Origin of the sequence: Sphingomonas metalli (genome assembly GCF_014641735.1) — a bacterium.
GTDB classification, from domain to species: domain Bacteria; phylum Pseudomonadota; class Alphaproteobacteria; order Sphingomonadales; family Sphingomonadaceae; genus Sphingomonas; species Sphingomonas metalli.
Map to the genome: position 1 here is coordinate 60111 of NZ_BMIH01000005.1, position 18919 is coordinate 79029.

Consider the following 18919-nt stretch of genomic DNA (forward strand, 5'->3'; position numbering starts at 1 on the left):
CGATCAGGGGTGCGGCTTGGCCACGGCACCGGCGGGGTCGATCAAGCCGGCGACGAAGGCGCATTTGACGACGTCGGCCAGGTTGGTGACCCCCAGCTTCTCCATCATGGTCGCGCGATGCGCCTCGACGGTGCGCGGGCTCAGGTCCAGGCGATGCGCGATCACCTTGTTCGGCAGGCCTTCAACCATGCCCAGCAGCACCTCACGCTCCCGCGGCGAGAGGCGCGCGATCCGTTCCAGCGCGTCCGCTTCGCGCCGCTGCGCTTCCTCGGCATTCCTCAGATGGTGGAAGCCGCTCCTCAGCGCCGCGGACAGCTCCGGCCAGCCGACCGGCTTTTCCAGGAAGTTCAGGGCACCGGCCTGCATCGCCGCGACCGCGGCCGACACATTGCCCTCGCCGGTCAGGACGATGACCTGATGGACGGTGCGGGCCTGCACCATGCGGCGCAGGACATCGAGCCCGTTGGCGCCCGGCAGGTGAAGGTCGAGGATCACGCAACCCGGCTTGCCGCGCGGGGCGTAGGCCAGCCAGGCCTCGCCGCTCGGAAAGGAGCGCGTATGCCAGTCGCCCCGCGTCTCGATCAGATCCTCGAGCGAATAGCGCAGGTCGTCGTCGTCATCGACGATATAGACCCATCCGGCGTCAGACATGCTCCTGTTCCCGATGTTCCGGAAGCGCGAAACTGAACTGCGCACCGCCGAGCGCGCCGCGTCGATATTTCAGCTCGGACCCGTGCGCCTCGACGATGCGACGGCTGATGGACAGGCCGACGCCCAATCCCTCGTCGGACTTCGCGGTCGAGAATCGGGAGAACAGCAGGGGCTCCAAAGTGTCGGGCACTCCGGGCCCGTTATCCTCGACGCTGAACAGCAGGTCGCCGCCACGCCGCTCGACCAGCACGGACAGCAGGCATTCCGTTTGGCCGGAGCGATTAAGGGCTTCGATGGCATTGCGCATCAGATTGACGAGCACCTGCTGGATCTGGATCCGATCGGCGAAGACCCTGGCATGGCCTCCCGGCAGACGGACCTGGAGCTGGATGCCGCGCTGCCTCGCAAGGGTGGAAAGGAGCGAGATCGCCTCGCCGACGATCCGGTCGATGGGCTCGGGGGCCGGATCCCCCTCTCCGCGCTGCACGAAGGCACGCAGGCGCTTCACGATCTCGCCGGTCCGCAACGCCTGCTGGCTGGCATTGTCGACGCTCTTGCGAACGCTTTCGGCCGCCTTGCCTGCAAGGGACTCAAGATGGAATTCGGCGACCGACAGGTGGTTGACCATGGCGGCCAGCGGCTGGTTGAGTTCATGCGCCAGGGCGAGGCTCAGCTCTCCCATCGCGCTGACCCGCGAGGCGTGGACCAGATCGTGCTGGAGCGTCTGAAGCTTGGCCTCGGTCTCGAACCGCGCCGTCTGGTCGCGGACGAAGGCGGTGGTCAGTCGCTCTCCGTCCACCGTCGCCTCGCCCATCCACACCTCCGCGGGAAAGGCGCTGCCGTCGCTGCGCATGGCATAGACGTGGCGGGACAGACCCAGCATGTGTGGCATGCCCGACCGCAACAGGCCGACCAGCCCTTCGCGCGCGGCGTCTTCCGGGGCGTGCTCCGGTGCGAGGATGTCGACCGGCGCGCCGAGGGCCTGCTCGCTCGTCAGGCCGAACATTTGCTCCGCCGTGGCGCTGAACGCCTGGATGGCGCCGCCGTCGTCGACCACGATCATCGCGCTCGGCACCGTCCGCAGCGTCGCCGCCAGCTCGGCGTGGTTGCGCGTTTCGTTCGTGCGATCCGCGACCGCCGCGATGACGCGAGCCGGCTTCGTCGACAAGCGGCACAGCGAGATGAGCAGGTGACACTTTTGGCCGGCCGCCGTTCGACGGAGCGCGGTCAGCATGGTCCGCTCCGGTCCTCCGCCCGACAGGATTAGCCGGATCTCGACCCTGTCCAGCGACAGGCTTTCCAGCCCGAGCTGTCGCAGGCCCCGCAACGGCACGGCGTGTCCCGCAAGCTCCGGACGATCGAAGATCTGCGCGGCGCGCGCGTCGAAGCGGACGGTCCGGCTGCTTCCGTCCCATTCGACGAAGCCGGCCGCGCTCAGGGCGCAGGCGGCCGCTGCCGCCGCCTGCCAGCGATCCCGCCCTCCCGACTCATCGTTCACTGCGTCATCGACCCCACTATCGGAGCATGGCCGCCCGCTTGGTAGAATTACTCACTCAAAGCGCTGCTTAGTCAAGAGCTTAGAGGAAAACCGGCGGTCGGGCACCGGCCCCGCCTAGGTAGAATCACGATGATCAAAGGCTTGTTAACCGGACGGCGTGCGGATCGCCCCGGTGCAAGGAGCCACCCGGATGCCGTCTACTCGAACCAACGCTGTCGTGCGCACCATGGGGGTGATCGACCGCGACGCCGTCGCGCTGCTGATCCCCGAACTGCGCGAAGCGGTCGCCGCCGGGGCGGTGCGCGTGGACGGCGCGGCCATCGAGCAGATCGGACAGGCCGGGCTCCAGCTGTTGCTGAGTGCCCGTCGATCGGCGGATGCCGTCGCCGCCGCCTTCGAGATCGTCGCGCCCTCGCGGTCGCTGTGCCGGGCCGCCATGATCGCGGGCCTGTCTGAGGCGCTGTCCCTCCCGGACGCCGACTGAGGCCGCGCGCGATGACCGGGGACGAAATCCAGCAGATCTTCTTTCAGGAATGCGACGAGGGCCTGTCCGCCGCCGAGGCCGGGCTGCTCCTCTGCCAGGCCGGCGCGCAGGACGAGGAGACGATCAACACCATCTTCCGCGCCGTCCATTCCATCAAGGGCGGGGCCGGCGCCTTCGGCTTCGCGGCGCTCCAGTCCTTCACCCACCATTTCGAGACCGTCCTCGACCGTGTCCGTTCGGACGAGCTCGCGCTCACGCCGGCGGTGCTGGCGACGCTGCTCGCGGCGTTCGATACGCTGGCGGACCATGTCACGGCCATTCGCGGGCAGGACGCGGCGCCCGACGACGCGGCGATCCTCGCCCGGCTCCAGTCGCTCGCCCGCGCTCGGGACGCATCGCCGGCGGACACGGCCGCGCCCATCCCCCCTGCGCCGGCGACGATGCCGGATGCGGGCTTCGACCTCGATGCGCTGCTCGCAGGCCTGAACGCCGCCGCTCTGCCTGGACGGCCGCCTTGGCGCGTCATCGTGCGGCCGGAAGCGGCGGCGCTGGCCGGCGGGTCGGAGCCCCTGCTGCTGCTGCGGGAACTCAAGGCGATCGGCGGCCGCATCGTCGACGTCGACACCGGCGCCGTTCCCGATCTCGACCGGTTCGACGCCGACGGGGCCTATCTCGCCTGGACCTTCGAGGTGCCGGGCGCCGCGGAAAAGGCCGCCATCGCCGAGATCTTCGACTTCATCGCCGACGACTGCGCCGTGTCGATCACGGCTGCCGACGAGGATATGGACGGGGTCTGCCCGTCCGACGCCGACACCGCCGACGCCGTGTCCGGTGCGGCGGCCCTGCCTGCGCCGGCCCTGGACGAGGTCGCCGCAGCCGCCGTCGAGACCGTGCCCCCCGCCCCGCCGACGGGCCTCGTCGCCGAGCGGCGCGGGGCCGAACGCCGCGCGCAGGATGCGCAGACGATCCGGGTCGACCTCGACAAGCTCGATCGTCTCGTCAACCTCGTCGGCGAGCTCGTCATCACCCAGTCGATGCTGTCCCAGCGACTGCTGATGCGGGGCCTCGGCAGCATCGACGAGCTGGGCGATCTCGACCATCTGACCCGCGAACTGCAGGACAGCGCCATGTCGATCCGGGCGCAGCCCGTGCGATGGGTGTTCAGCCGCGTTCCCCGCATCGTCCGCGAGCTGGAGGCGAGCACCGGCAAGCGGGTCCGCCTTGAGGTCGAGGGCGAGGCGACCGAACTCGACAAGACCGTCATCGAGCGGATCGGCGAGCCGCTGACCCACCTGATCCGGAACGCGGTCGATCATGGCATCGAGGATCCTGCGCGGCGCATCGCCGCGGGCAAGCCGGCCGAGGGACGGCTGCGGCTCTCCGCCGAGCATCGCGGCGGGCGGATCCTGATCATCGTCAGCGACGATGGGGCCGGCATCGATCGGACCCGCGTCCTCGCCAAGGCCGTCGAGAAGGGCATCGTGGCGCCGGATGCGCGCCTGTCCGACGAGGAGATCGACCACCTGATCTTCGCGCCCGGCTTCTCGACCGCGCAGCAGGTCTCGAACATCTCGGGACGCGGCGTCGGCATGGACGTGGTGAAGCAGAACGTCCTGGCGCTCGGCGGCCGGATCTCGATCCAGTCGGTGCCGGGACGGGGCTCCACCTTCACCCTGGCCCTGCCGCTGACCCTCGCGATCCTCGACGGGATGATCGTCTCGGTCGCGGACCAGACCTACATCATCCCGCTGACGCACATCGTGGAAAGCCTGCGGCCCGCGGCGGGTGCGGTGAAGAGCATGGGCAACGGCCAACATGTGCTGAACGTGCGGGGCACCTATCTTCCCGTCCTCGCCGTCGCCGAGCAGCTGGCGATCGGCGCATCCAGTCCCGATCCCTCCAGCGCGGTGCTGATCGTGGTCGAGACGGAGGTCCACGGCCAGGCCGTGCTGATGGTGGATGCGATCAACGATCAGCGGCAGGTCGTCATCAAGAGCCTGGAGACCCATTACCGCCAGATCGACGGCGTGGCGGGAGCGACCATCCTGGGCGATGGCCGCGTCGCGCTGATCCTCGATGTCGAGAGCCTCGTCGCGCACCGCGCCGCGGGCGCCGATCGGATCGCCGCGTGACCGCGATGCTCGCCACCGGGCCGGTCGAGGGCTCCCCGCGCGACCTGCGGTCGATCGCCGCCCTGGTCCATGCGCATGCCGGCATCGTCCTTCCCGATGCCAAGTCGACCCTCGTCTTCTCGCGCCTGAGCGGTCCGTTCCGGCGCTCGGGCCTGCCCCGCTTCGCCGACTATGTCGCGCGGCTGGAGACCGACGAGGCCGCCCGCCGCGAGGCGATCGAGGCGCTCACCACCAACCATACCGGCCTCTTCCGCGAAGCCCATCATTTCGACCACGTCGCGGCGGACCTCCGCCCTGCGCTGATGGCGAAGCTGCGCGCCGGCGGCCGCGTGCGCCTCTGGTCGGCAGGCTCGTCCTCCGGCGAGGAGGTCCATTCGCTCGCCGTCACCGTGCTTGGCGGCGATCCCGCCGAAGGCCGGCTGATCGCCGGCAGCGACATCGCGCTGCTCGCCACCGACATCAACACCAAGGTGCTGGCGGTGGGCGAGGCCGGCACCTATGCCGCGGCCGGCATCGACGCCATTCCCGCGCCGCTGCGGATCTGGACCGAGGCGCAGGGCGACGAGCTCCGCTTCCGCGCGGAGGTGCGGCGGCTGATCCGCTTCCGCCAGCTCAACCTGCTCGCCGCCTGGCCGATCCGGACCGGCTTCGATGCGATCTTCTGCCGCAACACGATGATCTATTTCGACGAGCCGACCAAGGCGCGTCTGATCGCGCGGCTCTGCGACCAGCTGCTGCCCGGCGGCTATCTCTATATCGGCCATTCCGAACGGGTCACCGGCCCCGCCACTGCGATGCTGGAGCCGATCGGCCAGACCATCTACCGCAAGAGGCCGGCATGACGGTCCGCACCCTGATCGTCGACGATTCCGCGACGATGCGGGCGCTGATCAGCGCGCTGCTGCGCCGCGATCCGGCGATCGAGATCGTCGGCGTCGCAGCCTCGGCCGAGGCCGCCCGCACCCTGATCCGGGAAACCGATCCGGACGTGATCACTCTCGACGTCGAGATGCCGGGGATGGACGGGCTCAGCTTCCTCGAGAAGATCATGCGGCTGCGCCCGACCCCCGTCGTCATGGTATCGGGGCGGACCCGGGCGGGCGCCGAGGCGACCCTGCGTGCGCTCGAGCTCGGCGCGGTCGGCTGCTATGCCAAGCCGCGCGGCCGGGCCGACGACCTGCTCCTCGCCGATGACGGCCAGCTCGCCGCCATGGTCCACGAGGCCGCCGCGGCGAAAGGCCGCCTGCACGGCGCCCGCACCGCCAGCCCGCACGCGCCGCGGCCCGGAGCATTCGCCTGGAACGGCAAGCTGTTGGCGATCGCCGCCTCGACGGGCGGGGTCGAGACGCTCGGCCTGTTGCTGGACGGGTTCCCCGCCCTCTGCCCGCCTACCCTGATCGTCCAGCACATGCCGGAAAGCTTCACGCGGCTGTTCGCCGCGCGTCTCGACGCGCGGGTCGCGCCGCGGGTGGTCGAGGCCGAGGACGGCCAGTCGATCGAGCCGGGCACCGTCTATATTGCGCCCGGCGGCCACCGCCACATGATCGCGCGGGCCGGCAGCGCGCCCTATATCCGGCTGGTGCCGGGCGACCCCGTCAGCGGACATCGTCCGTCGGGCGACGTCCTCTTCCGCTCCGTGGCGCAGGGCTGGAAGGCCGAGGCCGTCGGGCTCATCCTGACGGGCATGGGCGCGGACGGGGCGCGCGGCCTGCTGGAGATGCGCCGGGCCGGGGCGGCGACGCTCGGCCAGAGCCAGGCCAGCGCCCTCATCTACGGCATGCCCCGCGCCGCGCACGAATTGGGCGCGGTCGGCGAGCAGCTTGCGGTCGAAGCCGTTCCGGCCAGGGTCATGCAGCTGTGCGGACGCTGACCGCAGCCGCCGACGACGCCCGGCCGCGGCGTCTCACCATCGTCCAGGGCGAGGCGGTGGCGTCGGCCGATCGCGCGCTGACGCTGACGACGATCCTCGGCAGCTGCGTCGCCTGCTGCCTCTATGACGGCGGTGCCGGCATCGGCGGCATGAACCATTTCCTGCTCGGCGACCCGCCCCCCGGCGTCACGCCCGGCTCGGCGGACGCCGAGCGCTACGGCCTTTTCGCGATGGAGAAGCTGGTCAACGAGATGCTGAAGCTCGGCGCCTCGCGCTTCGGGCTGCGCGCGCATCTCTACGGGGGCGGCAACCTCCACCGCGGCATGCGCGCGATCGGCGACGAGAACAGCCGCTTCGCCCGGCGCTTCCTGGCGCAGGACGGCATCGCGCTGGTCCGCGAGGACCTGGGCGGATTCGCCGCACGCCGGGTGGACTTCCAGCCCGGCCTCGGCCGCGCCCGTTCGCGCCGGGTGTCCGATGCGCCGTTCGCCGACGCCATGCCCGCCGCCATCCCCGCCCATACGGGCGAGGTCGAACTCTTTTGAGCATAAGGAACCCAAGCGTGACCAGTATTTTGGCCGTCGACGATTCGCCTAGCATGCGCATGCTGCTGCGAAGCGCGCTCGTGTCGCAGGGCTTCGTCGTCAGCGAGGCGGAGGACGGCGTGGCGGCGCTCGCATGGCTGGAGAACAACGCACCGACGCTGCTGATCACCGACATCAACATGCCGCGCCTCGACGGCTTCGGCCTGATCGAGGCGGTGCGCGCGCAGCCGCGGTTCCGCGACATGCCGATTCTGGTGCTGAGCACCGAAAGCAGCGCCGAGAAGAAGGCGATCGCCCGCCGGGCCGGCGCCACGGGCTGGATCGTCAAGCCGTTCGACACCGAAAAGCTCGCGGCCGCCGTGCGCCGCGTCACCCACTGAGCCGGGACCACCGCATTATGCTGCGCCAACTCATCACCTTCCAGATCGGCGAACAATATCTGGGCGTCGACATCATGGCGATCCGCGAGATCCGCGCCTGGACGCCGACCACCCTGCTGCCGCACAGCCCGGCCTTTCTGCGCGGCGTCGTGAACCTGCGGGGCACCGTGCTGCCGGTCATCGACCTGAGCGCGCGCCTCGGCTGGGGTCTGGCCGAGCCGACCCAGCGCCACGTCATCATCGTGGTCCAGATCGCGTCGCAGCTGAACGGCCTCATCGTCGATGCGGTCAACGACATCGTGTCGATCGACGGCGCCAGCCTCCAGCCGCCGCCCGAGCTCGGGGCCGACGCGTCGATCCGCTTCCTGGAAGGCCTGGTGCCGGTCGAGGACCGGATGGTGATGATCCTCAGCCTCGACCGGCTCGCCGCCGAAATGGCGTCCGCGCCCCTCCCCGAAGCCGCCTGAGCCCGCCCTAGGAGATATCGGCATGGCCGACATTCGCGTTCTTGTCGTCGACGATTCCACCACCATGCGGGCGCTGTTCTGCGGCATGTTCGACAATGCCAAGGGCATCCAGGTCCTGGATCATGCCGCCAGCGCCGCCGAGGCGCGCGAGGTGATGAGGCGGGCCCGGCCCGACGTCGTCACGCTCGACATCGAGATGCCCGGCATGAACGGCCTCGACTTCCTCGAGGAGATCATGCGCGAGCGGCCGCTCCCGGTGATCATGCTCTCCACCCTGACCCAGAAGGGCGCGGCGTCGTCGATCAGGGCCATGGAACTGGGCGCCTTCGACTGCTTCCCCAAGCCGACTATCGCCACCCGCGACGAGTTCGAGCGGATCACGCCCAAGCTGGTGGCGCTGGTCAAGGCGGCGGCGAGCGGCAAGACCACCGCCGCCAGGAAGAAGGTGGGCCAGGCCGCCGAGGACGGCTTCCGCCCCAACGGACGGGTCGTGGCGCTCAGCGCCTCGTCCGGCGGGGTCGCCGCGCTGATGCAGATCGTGCCGGCCTTTCCGGCGGCATGCCCGCCGACCATCATCACCATCCCGCTCGAACCCGGCATGGGCGATTCCCTCATCGGCCGGCTCGACGCCGCCGCCCGCCCCCGCATCCGCCCCGCGAGCGACGGGCAGAGGCTGGAGCCCGGCAACGTCTACATCGCGGCGGACCAGAGCGTCCACGTCATCGTCGACGGCGCGGCCGCCGCCGAGATCAAGACGACGCCGGCGGATCCGGTCAATGGCGCCCGCCCCTCCGCGAGCCTGTTGTTCGCTACTCTCGCCAAGACCGCGGGCGCGTCCGTCGTCGCCGGCGTCCTGACTGGCACCGGCACCGACGGCTGCGCCGGGCTGCAGGCGCTGAAGCTGGCCGGCGCCACCACCTTCGCCCAGTCCATCGATACCGCAGCGGCGGGCGAGGCGCCTGCCGCCGCCCTGGCGACGGGTGCGGCCCAGCGGCCGGTGCCGCTGGGCGAGATCGCGAAGTTCGTCCTCGACCAGTGCAGGGACGTCGCGCATGCGGCCTGATCTGCGCCACCTGCTCGACGGCGTCGCCGCCGTGCTCGAGGCCGCCCGCGACGATTTGGAGCGCCTTGCGGGGACGCTGTGCGCGGATGCCGACATCGCCCTGCGCCACATGGCCGCGTTGCAGACCCTCGACCGCGTCGGGCAGTGCCAGGCCGAAGTCGCCTCGATGCTGCGGGCCGAGGATCCGACCGCCGCGGCGGACGCGATCGGCGTCGAAGGGCTGCGCGCCCGGCTGATCGCACGCGGGCGCTGCTGAAATGATCGCCCTTCCCCCGCCGCCCCGCGCCGGTCCGCAGACCCTGCCCGGACCCGGTGGCGGATCGTCGCCGTGACCGTCCCCCTGCCCGCCCATTCCGCAGAATTGAGTTTTGGAGAACGTCCATGAAGTGGTTTCGAGAAGTCGCCCCGATCCGCCAGAAGCTCCTGATATCCTTCGGCCTCTATACCGTGCTGCTGGCCGGGCTGACCGGCCTTGCCTGGTGGAGCTTCGCCCTTTCTGCCGGCGCGCCGCCGGTGCTGGCAGAGAGCCTCGAGTTCCTGTTCTTCGCCAGCCTCGGCGTCACGGCCTTCTCGGTCGTCGCGGGCTTCGTCATGCGCAAGGCGATCGCGGACCCCTATGTCGCGACCGTGCTCAACATGGAGGCGCTGGCAGCCGGCGACATCGATCGCCCGATCGAGCGCGCCGAATACCGGGATTGCGTCGGCCGGCTCGCCCGCGCCATGTCGAAGTTCCGCGAGGATGCCGTCGCGCGGCGCGAGGCCGAGCGCAAGGCGGCGGACGCGCAGACCCAGAAGGCGATGGTCCACACGCTGGGGACCGGCCTCCAGATGCTGAGCGAGGGCAATCTGACCTTCCGCATCGAACAGGCCTTCCCGGCCGAGTTCGAGCAGCTGCGGCTGAACTTCAACGCCGCGATGGAAGAGATGCAGGACCTGCTGGGCTCCGTGTCGCATACCGCAGGCGGCATCCGCACCGGCTCCGCCGAGATCAGCCAGGCGTCGGACGACCTGTCGCGACGGACCGAACAGCAGGCCGCCTCGCTCGAGGAGACGGCCGCATCGGTGGATCAGGTGACCGAGGCGGTCCGCCAGATCGCGAAGAGCGCGGTGCACGTCAACGAGACTGTCAGCAACGCGCATGCCAATGCGACGAAGGGCGGGAAGATCGTCGAGGAAGCGGTCGGCGCGATGGCCGATATCGAGCGATCGGCGCAGGAGATCGCCCAGATCATCAACGTGATCGACGGCATCGCCTTCCAGACGAACCTGCTGGCGCTCAACGCCGGTGTCGAAGCGGCACGGGCCGGCGACGCGGGCAAGGGCTTCGCCGTGGTCGCGAACGAGGTGCGGGCGCTCGCCCAGCGCTCCGCAGACGCCGCCAAGGACATCAAGGGCCTGATCGAGCGCTCGACCAAGCAGGTCGGCAACGGCGTGCAGCTCGTCGGCGAGAGCGGGCAGGCGCTCGGCCGCATCGTCGAGCAGGTCGCCGAGGTTTCGGCGCTGATCACCCAGATCACCGGCTCGACCGAGGCCCAGGCCAATAACCTGCAGCAGGTGAATTCGGCCGTCAGCCAGATGGACAAGATGACCCAGCAGAATGCGTCGATGGTCGAGCAGTCGACCGCAGCCGCACGGGGCCTGGCCAACGAGGCCGACCATCTGACCGGACTGGTCTCGCGCTTCTCGCTCGGCCAGGGCCCGAAGCCGGTGGCCAGCGCGGCCCGACCGGCACCCCGGCCGCGCAATCCGGCGCCGCAGCGGGCGGCGATCCCGGCCGTCCACGGCAACCTCGCCCTGGTGGCGGAAGCGTTCGACCAGGACTGGGCCGAATTCTGATGGATGTGCAGGGCGGGCTACGGCTCGCCCTGCACAGCCGGTCGCCTGACGCCGGCACATGTTGATGGGGGAAGAATGTTACAGCATCTTCGGGCGCTGCACGTCGAAATCTTGAGGCGGCTCGACCAGCTCGACCGGCTGACGCAGCAGGCCGAACCGCCGATAGCCGAATTGCCGGCCGCGCGCCTCGCCCTGAGCCGTGCGAGCCGCGCGCGAACCCTGTTCATCGAGCAGAACCTTCCCGAGATCATCGGGTCCGCACCGCCATCGCGGCTGGTGCGTATTCGGGCCCTCCAGCACGACACCGCCCTGCAGATGGATCGCTCCGCCAACCATGTCAGCACCTGGAGCTTGCAGGCGATCGCAAGCGACTGGCCGGCCTATCGCCGGGCCTCTGCCGAGATCAGGGACGCCATGCGGCTGCGGATCAAGGAAGAGGCGGCGCTGCTCTATCCCATATTGTCGGCGCTGCCGCTGCAACGGTTGACCGGCTGACGTGCCGGCCGGCCGATCGGTCGCCGGACGGGCGCCAGCCGCACGGCGCGGCGCTCACTCCGCCGCCAGGACCGCTTCCACCGCCTCGACCGTGATCCCGAAAGCCGCCGCCAGTCCCGTATGCGAGGCACCGCGACGCGCGAGTATACGGATCCGGTCGTGATCGACCGTCGTCGCATAGTGGCGCGTGTCGCGCTGCTCGCGCACCACGTCCTTGCGGCCAGACGTGCGGATGCGGCGCGCAGCGGCGGAATGGGGGTCGCGCTCGGCCGCCGCGCGCTGTGCATCGCGGCGCTCCGTCCGCGCCGCCTCGCGGGCCTGCGCCGCCGCCTCGCGGGCTGCCGCGCGCTGGTCGAGCCGCGTAGCGATCGCGCCGGCGCGCGCCTCCGTTCGCGCCGACCGCGCTTCGGCGCGCTGCTCCGCGCGATCGGCCGCGCCGAGGTTGCTGCGCACTCGAAAGGCGTCGCCGCCCACCCCCCAGCTCTTGTCGACCATATGCGCCTCCCTCGTTCCGCCCGCCTCGATACCGACCCATCCCACCCGAAGGGCCGTGGTCCCGGTAAGGCCCGGAGCCGTTCGATGATAGCCCGAGGGCGAAGCCGCCTTTAGACCATGATCCATCCAGACCGAATCGGACGTCATCCCAGCGAAAGCTGGGATCTCTTGATCATGGCACAAGGCAAGAGCCGCAGAAGGCCCCATCCTGCGCTGGGGCGACGATGCTCGCCATGTGGATCAAGCTCCCGGCTCCGGCCGGCGCCGGGGTGTCGGTTCGAATTAGGAGCGTCCACCCCAGATCCCGGCGCATCAAGCGGCAAGGTCGCGGCGGACGCTACTCGCGCAGGTCAGGAAAGGCATAGGCGGACGGTTCGTCCTTGGCGGTGCCTCGCGCGAACACCGCCACGTCGCCCGGCATCACCTCCTGGCGCGCCCAGCGGTCCCAGCCGATATGGATGAAGTCGGGCACGCCGAAGATGCGGATGGCACGGCCATATTCGTCGCCGCGAAAGCCGATGAAGTGCAGCGCCATCCGTCGTGGTTCAGCGTGCGCCTTCGCGCCGGGCGCCCGTGATCATCCGGCGCGCGATGGTGCGCACCGCCTCGTCGTCCTTGTCCGGGCCGTCGGCCGGGTCGCCGAGATGGTCCAGGCTGTCCTCCAGCATGTCGAGCAGGCCGGGATGCCGCGCCTCGACATATTCGATCAGCTTGAACAGCAGATGTTCGGTGGCGATCTCGCGGCGACGGGTCTGGACATCTGGGTCGGTCATCTCGGCGCTTTCTCCTGAGGGTTAGAAACCGGCAAACGCATCGCGCGGGCGATAGGACCTCGGATCATGTAGACTACACTTGTAATCGTGTTCCCGACGTGTATTGTTACGCTATAACAGCTTCGGGATAAGACGATGATGATGGGGGGAATATTGGCGGTGCTGGCGCAGTTGGCCGGGCCGCCGCCAGCGACGGACTCTGCTCCGCCCCCCGCCGCCGATCCCGCCGCGACGCGCAGCGACCGGGCCGCGCCCTCCGCCGAGCCGACCGACACCGTCACCGCGCCGGCCGGCGATGCGATCGCGACGCCGACCCAGCCCGCCGCCAATGCCGCGACCCCGGGCGCGACCGGTGCGAGCGACGGGCGGCTCGTCTACGATACCGCCTTCTTCCGCACCTTCTCTCCCGCCAGCGCGCTGGAGATCGTGCAGAGGACGCCGGGTTTCCAGCTCGATATCGGCGATCAGGAGGTGCGCGGCTTCGGCCAGGCCGCGGGCAACGTCGTGATCAACGGCCAGCGGCCCTCGTCCAAGTCGGACACGATCAACACGATCCTCCAGCGGATCCCCGCCAACCGGGTGCTTCGCGTCGAAGTCGGGCGCGGCGATCTGTTCGGGGCCGAGTTCGCCGGGCGACCGCAGGTGCTCAACCTCGTCCTGACCCAGGGCGGCGGGATCGCTGGCACGGTCGAGGGGACGGTGATGCGCGACTATACCGGGCGCCTCTACCCGGCGGGCAGCGCGTCCACGCTGATCCGGCGGGGCAGCTCGAGCCTCAATCTGGCGCTGGGCGTCACCAACGACCGCTCGACCGAGGAGGGGTTCGACCGGGTGGTCACCCTGCCCGCGCGAGTGGAGACGGAATATCGCCGCAAGATCAACCGGATCGAAGAGCCGACCGGCTATGTCTCGGGCGCCTACGAATATAATGGCGGGGCCAATCGCACCGCGCATCTGAACGGCCGCCTCTCGCTCGACCGCACCATCCTGACGCAGAGCAACGCCGTTACGCCCGCAAGCGGGCCGGAGCGTAACGACCGGCTGACCCAGCGGTACAAGCTGACCGGCTTCGAGCTGGGCGGCGACTATACCGTGCCCTTTCTCGACGGTGGTTTGAAGCTGATCGGCCTGGCGACCCGCAAGGATCGCGACGACCGCGACCGCTCGCTGCTCCGGATCGACAGCGCGGTGATCGGCGGCTTCTCGCAGTCGGTCGTGGCGGCGCGCGACGAGACGGTCGTCCGCGTCATCTGGAACCGCAGCGACCTGAAGGGCTGGAGCGTCGAAACCGGGGTCGAGGGTGCGCTCAACATACTCGACAGCGACGTGAACCTGTTCGACCTGGACGGGGGCGTGCCGCAGCGGATCGACCTGCCGGTCGACCAGGCGAAGGTGAAGGAATATCGCGGCGAGCTCTTCGTCAATCTGGGTCGCCCGCTGTCGAAGACGCTGCGCCTCGACCTCGGCGCGACCTATGAGGCGTCGGACCTGCGCGTGACGGGGGATGCCCGGGCCCAGCGCGTGCTGACCTTCCTCAAGCCGCGCGCGACGCTCGACTGGCGGCCGGGCGGCAAATGGCATGCGCAGGCCTCGATCAAGCGCACCGTCGCGCAACTCCAGTTCGAGGACTTCATCAGCATCGCCGAGCTGACCAACGAGCGGGTCAATGGCGGCAACGCCAATCTGCAGCCGCAACGCGCCTGGGAGCTGCTGACCTTCGTCGAGCGGCCGATCCTGGGCGACGGGCTGGTGCGGCTGGAGGCGGGATACAACCGCATCGCGCTGGTGCAGGACCGGGTGCCGACCCCCGAAGGGTTCGACGCCCCGGGCAATCTGGGCAATGGCGACGTCTATGTGCTGCGCGGACGGATCGACGCGCCGCTAACCCGGCTGGGCGTGAAGGGCGGGCGCGCGACCGTCTATCTCTCCTATATCGGCACGCGGGTGGAGGATCCCTATACCGGCCGGGACCGACCCTTCTCCGGCACCTCGCCGCTGGTCGCCACCGCCAGCTTCCGCCAGGACCGCGCCAAGTTCGCCTGGGGCATCGACCTGGAGGCGGTGATGCCGACCCGCTACTACCGGCTCAACGAGGTCGACGAGCCGTTCTCGCGCGCGCCCTATGCCAAGATCTTCGCCGAATATCGTCCGACGACCAAGTCGACGATCGCGGTGGGGCTGGACAATGCGACGGGGGTCCCCGCCTTTCGCCGGCGCACCTTCTACCAGCCCGACCGACGGACGCCCCTGCCCTTTCTCGAGGAATTCCGGCAGCGCAACCGGCACATCCTGCCCTATATCACGGTCAAGCATCAGTTCGGCTGAACCGTCCGGTCACGTCGCGGACGCTACGGAATCGGTGCTACGGCCTGTGTCGAAACGGGATCGGGAGCGCCCCGATTATACCGTCACACCCGTTTGCGATCTGATAGGGGTTGCCGCCGTAAGGGTGGCGAGACCGGACGGCATCGTCGCCCGCCACTATAGGGGGGAACCCAATGCGCATTACTCTGCTCGCTTCGGCGTGCCTGATCGGGTCGCTGCTGGCGACCGGCGCCCAGGCCGCGTCCTATGTCACCGGCAGCGGTTCGGTCTCGCTCGACCGTACCGACGATTTCAGCTGGACCGCCAAGCTGGCGGCCACCGCCGGCAGCGGTACGGACGGCACGACCGGGACGATCACGTACAACTTCCTGTCGGCAAACAGCGCCGGCACGGTGTGGAACTTCTCCTACTCGGTCGACAATACCTCCGTCGCACCGAGCGCGAAGTCGGAACTGGCGTCGTTCGGATTCAACAGCTCGGTCGCGATCGCCAGCGCGGCGGCGACGGGGACCTTCAAGGCCGGGATCGACACCGGCAACTTCAACGGTCTCGGCAGCGCGGATGTGTGCCTCTATGCGGGATCGAACTGCAACGGCGGCGCAAGCAACGGCATCACCTCGGCGGCGAGCCCCGCCACCGGCACCTTCTCGCTGACGCTGAAGAGCGGCGCGAACGTGCTGATCCTGGGCGATTTCGTCGGCCGCTGGCAGTCGACCGGCGCCTCGGGCAACGGTTCGGCATCGGGCCGCGGCACGGTGGTGACCGCGGTGCCGGAACCGGCAAGCTGGGCGATGATGCTGATCGGCTTCGGTCTGGTCGGCGGTGCCGCGCGCTATCGTCGGCGCAGCCACCGGGTGGCGTTCGGCTGACACGCCTGCCCGCGTGACCGACGGGGCGTCGGGGCCGATGGCTCCGGCGCCCCTTTTCGTTGTCCGACCGTGACCTGCCGCTGATTCGCGCCGCCAGCAGCATCATTCGTCGAGCATGCCGGCCAGGCTTTGATCCACGGGAGCCGAAACGATCGTCATCCCGGTGAAGGCGAGCCCTTTGCACAAGCGCCGTCATTCTCGCAAGGGTCACCCGTCATGCCGGACCTGTTCCGGCATCCACCGCGCGGCAATCGCACACGCTGTTGTTCTTGCGGATCGGTGGATCCCGGAACACGTCCGGAATGACGAGTGGAGGGGGTTGACGTTGCGGCCGTCGCAGAGGTCCCGTGTGGGGATGACGGGAAATAGGCTTCCACGCATGGTACGCGTAGGCTGGGATCTGCCGCTCATCGCCTGAGGCCCAGAGCTTTCGCTGGAGCGACGATACAGGATGGCTGGATCGGACCTCGGCGACGGTGGCCGCCTTGGAACGGCCTTCGAGGGATCAACCTGGAATGTTCCACGTGGAACATTCGTGCAACGCGGGAGGAACTGATGCTCTCTCCTGCAGCGGCGTCGATGCTTGATCGCCCGCAAACATCTTGTGCATCATCCTCTTGCCGATATGAAGCTTTCCGTGCGATACGGCCTGCCATAAGCTTCAATCGACAGCAGGGGCGCTTTCATGAATTCAGTCGTCAGCCAGATCGGCGATTTGGCCGATGCCGGCGAGCGCATGATCGAGCGTCTGCGGCGCAAGGCCTTTCTGCCCGATAGCCGCAAGGGGCTCAACGTGCGGATCGGAATCGCCGAGGCGGCGGCGCTGCTCGGCTGTTCGACCAACCGCATCCGCATGGCCGAGGAGGACGGGCGGCTCCCCCCTGCCCCCGCATCGGAGACGGGGCGGCGGCTCGGCTACACGGTGGAGGAGCTGCTCCACATGCGCGAGGTGCTGGGCGCCTCGCCGCGCCGCGCGCCGCTCGACGTCCCCGCGATCATCGCGGTGCAGAACTTCAAGGGCGGCGTGGGCAAGTCCACCGTCACCACGCATCTGGCGCACTATCTCGCCGTGCAGGGGTATCGCGTGCTGGTGGTCGATTGCGACAGCCAGGCGACGACCACGACGCTGTTCGGATTCAATCCGCATTTCAACATCAAGCGCGACGAGACGCTGTACCCCTATCTGTCGATCGATCCGACCCAGGCGGACCTGCTCTATGCGGTCAAACGGACGCCCTGGCCCAATGTCGATCTGATCCCCTCGAACCTCGAGCTGTTCGACGTCGAATATGAGCTGGCAGCGGCGGGCAGCGATGGCGGCTCGGTGCTGGCGGCGCGGTTCCGCAAGCTGAAGCGCGGCCTGTCGGACCTGGCCCGCGACTATGACATCGTACTGCTCGACCCGCCGCCCGCGCTGGGCACGATCAGCCTGGCGGTGATGCAGGCGGCCAATGCGCTGCTGGTGCCGCTCGCGGCGACCACGCCCGATTTCTGTTCCACCGTCCAGTTCCTGTCGATGATGGATCAGGTGCTCCACCAGCTGACCGGTGCGGGGATCGAGGTCGACTATCAGTTCGTGCGGCTGATCTGCTCGAAGTTCGACGGCAACGATCCCAGCCACGCGATGGTGCGCGCGATCATGGAGATGAGCTTCGGCGCGGCGCTGCTGCCCGTCCCCATCCTCGAATCGGCCGAGATCAGCCATGCGGCGATGCGGATGATGACGATCTACGAGCTGGAGAAGCCGATCGGCACCCCCAAGACGCACAAGCGCTGCCGCGCCAACCTCGACGAGGCGCTCCGCCAGGTCGAGCAGCTGGTGACCCAGGGCTGGGGGCGGGTGCAGCCGCTGAGCGAGGAAGAGGTGATCCATGCCGCGGCGTGACGGAGTATGGCCCCCTTTGCTGACCAAGCGTCGGGGAGCGCGCCGACAGCCCTTGCGGCTCTCCGCGTCATCGTTCTTGATATGTTCCATGCAGGAGCTGTCGCATGGCGCGTAAGCAATCCGAATATCTGTCTGCCCTGCTGGCCGACGAGGGCGAGGCGGCCGTAGCGCCGATGCGGGAGGCGCCGCCGGAGCGCGCCCGGGCGACGACCCTGCTGGGCCGCGAATCTGCCCTGGCGCGGGTCGCCAGCGGCGAGGTACGGCAGGTCACACAGCTGTTGCTCGACCCGGCGCGGGTTCGAATCTGGCCGGGCAATGCCCGGTCCTATGCGCATCTGACCGAAGACAATTGTCGAGAGCTGATCGACTCGATCATCGCCGAGGGCGGCCAGAAGGTGCCCGCCGTGGTTCGCCGCGTCGAGGGCGACCCGGACTTCGATTATGAGGTGATCGCCGGTACGCGTCGGCATTGGTCGATCAGCTGGCTGCGCGTGCACAGCTACCCCGATCTGCACTTCGTGGCGCAGGTCGCGCAGCTCGACGACGAGGCGGCGTTCCGGCTCGCCGATCTGGAGAATCGCGCCCGCGCCGATGTGTCCGATCTGGAGCGGGCGCGCAATTATCTGGATGCGCTGAAGGCGCATTACGGCAACCACCAGACGCGCATGGCCGAGCGGTTGAAGCTGTCCAAGGGCTGGCTGTCGAAGATGCTCAAGGTGGCGACCCTGCCCGACCCGGTGGTCGCGGCCTTCGCCTCGCCCTTCGATGTCCAGCTCAAGCCCGGCTATGCGCTGGCGCAGGCGCTCGACGATCGCACGGCCAAGCCCGCGATCCTCGCCGAGGCGCAGGTGCTGGCGGCGATGCAGGCCGAGGCGCGAGAGCGCGGCGCACCGACGATGCCGGCGGCGGACGTGATGCGTCGCTTGCTCGCCGCGCCGAAGACCCAGAGCGAGCCGGTCCAGCCGATCGTTCTGACCACGCCTTATGGTCGCGAGATGCTGACGGTCCAGTTGGTCAACCGGCAGGGCGTGACCCTGCGCCTCCATGCCGGCGCAGGGCTCGGCATCGACGACTATATCGTCGCGGTGCGCAACGCGCTCGAGATGCTCGAACAACAGAACCGGGGCATCCAACGGTGAGCGGGGCCGACG

General features: G+C 69.2%; 20 protein-coding genes. 15 read left to right on the forward strand and 5 right to left on the reverse strand.

Annotation, left to right across the window (positions count from 1 at the left end; genetic code table 11):
- Positions 1–3: 3 nt before the first annotated feature.
- Both IEX18_RS16315 and IEX18_RS16320 read right to left on the reverse strand, forming a co-directional pair.
- A complete protein-coding gene (locus tag IEX18_RS16315; protein WP_188660284.1) occupies positions 4–651 on the reverse strand; it encodes a response regulator transcription factor in 648 nt (215 codons plus the stop codon).
- Positions 644–2149: a sensor histidine kinase gene (locus tag IEX18_RS16320; protein WP_188660287.1), complete on the reverse strand. Its 1506-nt coding sequence runs from the start codon at positions 2147–2149 to the stop codon at positions 644–646. Before IEX18_RS16320 ends, IEX18_RS16315 begins: the two co-directional genes overlap by 8 nt.
- Before the next feature lie 190 nt (positions 2150–2339).
- Here IEX18_RS16320 and IEX18_RS16325 point away from each other — a divergent pair, with 190 nt between their 5' ends.
- From IEX18_RS16325 to IEX18_RS16375, 11 genes are all read left to right on the forward strand, one after another.
- Positions 2340–2633, forward strand: a complete 294-nt coding sequence (locus IEX18_RS16325; protein ID WP_188660290.1) for an STAS domain-containing protein — start codon at positions 2340–2342, stop codon at positions 2631–2633.
- 11 nt (positions 2634–2644) lie between these two features.
- Positions 2645–4765 (forward strand): chemotaxis protein CheA, encoded by a 2121-nt coding sequence (locus tag IEX18_RS16330; protein ID WP_188660293.1) that lies wholly within the window; start codon positions 2645–2647, stop codon positions 4763–4765.
- A gap of 5 nt (positions 4766–4770) precedes the next feature.
- Positions 4771–5607: a CheR family methyltransferase gene (locus tag IEX18_RS16335; RefSeq protein ID WP_188660813.1), complete on the forward strand. Its 837-nt coding sequence runs from the start codon at positions 4771–4773 to the stop codon at positions 5605–5607.
- Positions 5604–6635 carry a protein-glutamate methylesterase/protein-glutamine glutaminase gene (locus IEX18_RS16340; protein ID WP_188660296.1) on the forward strand — a complete coding sequence of 344 codons (1032 nt, stop codon included), beginning with the start codon at positions 5604–5606 and terminating at the stop codon, positions 6633–6635. Before IEX18_RS16335 ends, IEX18_RS16340 begins: the two co-directional genes overlap by 4 nt.
- On the forward strand, positions 6623–7180 hold the full coding sequence (locus tag IEX18_RS16345; RefSeq protein ID WP_229664658.1) for a chemotaxis protein CheD: 558 nt from the start codon (positions 6623–6625) through the stop codon (positions 7178–7180). The genes IEX18_RS16340 and IEX18_RS16345 overlap by 13 nt, the downstream gene beginning before the upstream one ends.
- A gap of 17 nt (positions 7181–7197) precedes the next feature.
- Positions 7198–7560 (forward strand): response regulator, encoded by a 363-nt coding sequence (locus tag IEX18_RS16350; RefSeq protein WP_268234957.1) that lies wholly within the window; start codon positions 7198–7200, stop codon positions 7558–7560.
- 17 nt (positions 7561–7577) lie between these two features.
- Complete coding sequence (locus IEX18_RS16355) at positions 7578–8027, forward strand: chemotaxis protein CheW (protein ID WP_188660301.1); 450 nt, start codon at positions 7578–7580, stop codon at positions 8025–8027.
- Between the two features lie 22 nt (positions 8028–8049).
- The gene (locus IEX18_RS16360) at positions 8050–9090 is read left to right on the forward strand and encodes a chemotaxis protein CheB (protein WP_188660304.1); all 1041 of its coding nucleotides are present in this window, start codon (positions 8050–8052) and stop codon (positions 9088–9090) included.
- Positions 9080–9346 (forward strand): hypothetical protein, encoded by a 267-nt coding sequence (locus IEX18_RS16365; protein WP_188660307.1) that lies wholly within the window; start codon positions 9080–9082, stop codon positions 9344–9346. The genes IEX18_RS16360 and IEX18_RS16365 overlap by 11 nt, the downstream gene beginning before the upstream one ends.
- 125 nt (positions 9347–9471) lie before the next feature.
- Complete coding sequence (locus IEX18_RS16370; RefSeq protein WP_188660311.1) at positions 9472–10926, forward strand: methyl-accepting chemotaxis protein; 1455 nt, start codon at positions 9472–9474, stop codon at positions 10924–10926.
- A 75-nt stretch (positions 10927–11001) separates the two neighbouring features.
- Positions 11002–11421, forward strand: coding sequence for a hypothetical protein (locus IEX18_RS16375; RefSeq protein ID WP_188660314.1), 420 nt, complete (start codon positions 11002–11004; stop codon positions 11419–11421).
- A 54-nt stretch (positions 11422–11475) separates the two neighbouring features.
- On the opposite strand, the gene IEX18_RS16380 is transcribed toward IEX18_RS16375, so the two are convergent.
- From IEX18_RS16380 to IEX18_RS16390, 3 genes are all read right to left on the reverse strand, one after another.
- Positions 11476–11916 carry a hypothetical protein gene (locus tag IEX18_RS16380; RefSeq protein WP_188660317.1) on the reverse strand — a complete coding sequence of 147 codons (441 nt, stop codon included), beginning with the start codon at positions 11914–11916 and terminating at the stop codon, positions 11476–11478.
- A gap of 337 nt (positions 11917–12253) precedes the next feature.
- Entirely contained in the window at positions 12254–12451 is a 198-nt protein-coding gene (locus IEX18_RS16385; protein ID WP_188660320.1) for a hypothetical protein, read from the reverse strand.
- A 10-nt stretch (positions 12452–12461) separates the two neighbouring features.
- Positions 12462–12689, reverse strand: coding sequence for a hypothetical protein (locus IEX18_RS16390; protein WP_188660323.1), 228 nt, complete (start codon positions 12687–12689; stop codon positions 12462–12464).
- Positions 12690–12824: 135 nt separating this feature from the next.
- Between IEX18_RS16390 and IEX18_RS16395 the strand changes: the two genes are divergently transcribed.
- From IEX18_RS16395 to IEX18_RS16410, 4 genes are all read left to right on the forward strand, one after another.
- The gene (locus IEX18_RS16395) at positions 12825–15014 is read left to right on the forward strand and encodes a TonB-dependent receptor domain-containing protein (protein WP_188660326.1); all 2190 of its coding nucleotides are present in this window, start codon (positions 12825–12827) and stop codon (positions 15012–15014) included.
- 173 nt (positions 15015–15187) lie between these two features.
- The gene (locus tag IEX18_RS16400) at positions 15188–15883 is read left to right on the forward strand and encodes a cistern family PEP-CTERM protein (RefSeq protein WP_188660329.1); all 696 of its coding nucleotides are present in this window, start codon (positions 15188–15190) and stop codon (positions 15881–15883) included.
- A 685-nt stretch (positions 15884–16568) separates the two neighbouring features.
- The gene (locus IEX18_RS16405) at positions 16569–17768 is read left to right on the forward strand and encodes an AAA family ATPase (protein WP_188660332.1); all 1200 of its coding nucleotides are present in this window, start codon (positions 16569–16571) and stop codon (positions 17766–17768) included.
- Positions 17769–17872: 104 nt separating this feature from the next.
- The gene (locus IEX18_RS16410; RefSeq protein WP_188660335.1) at positions 17873–18907 is read left to right on the forward strand and encodes a ParB/RepB/Spo0J family partition protein; all 1035 of its coding nucleotides are present in this window, start codon (positions 17873–17875) and stop codon (positions 18905–18907) included.
- Positions 18908–18919 lie beyond the last annotated feature (12 nt).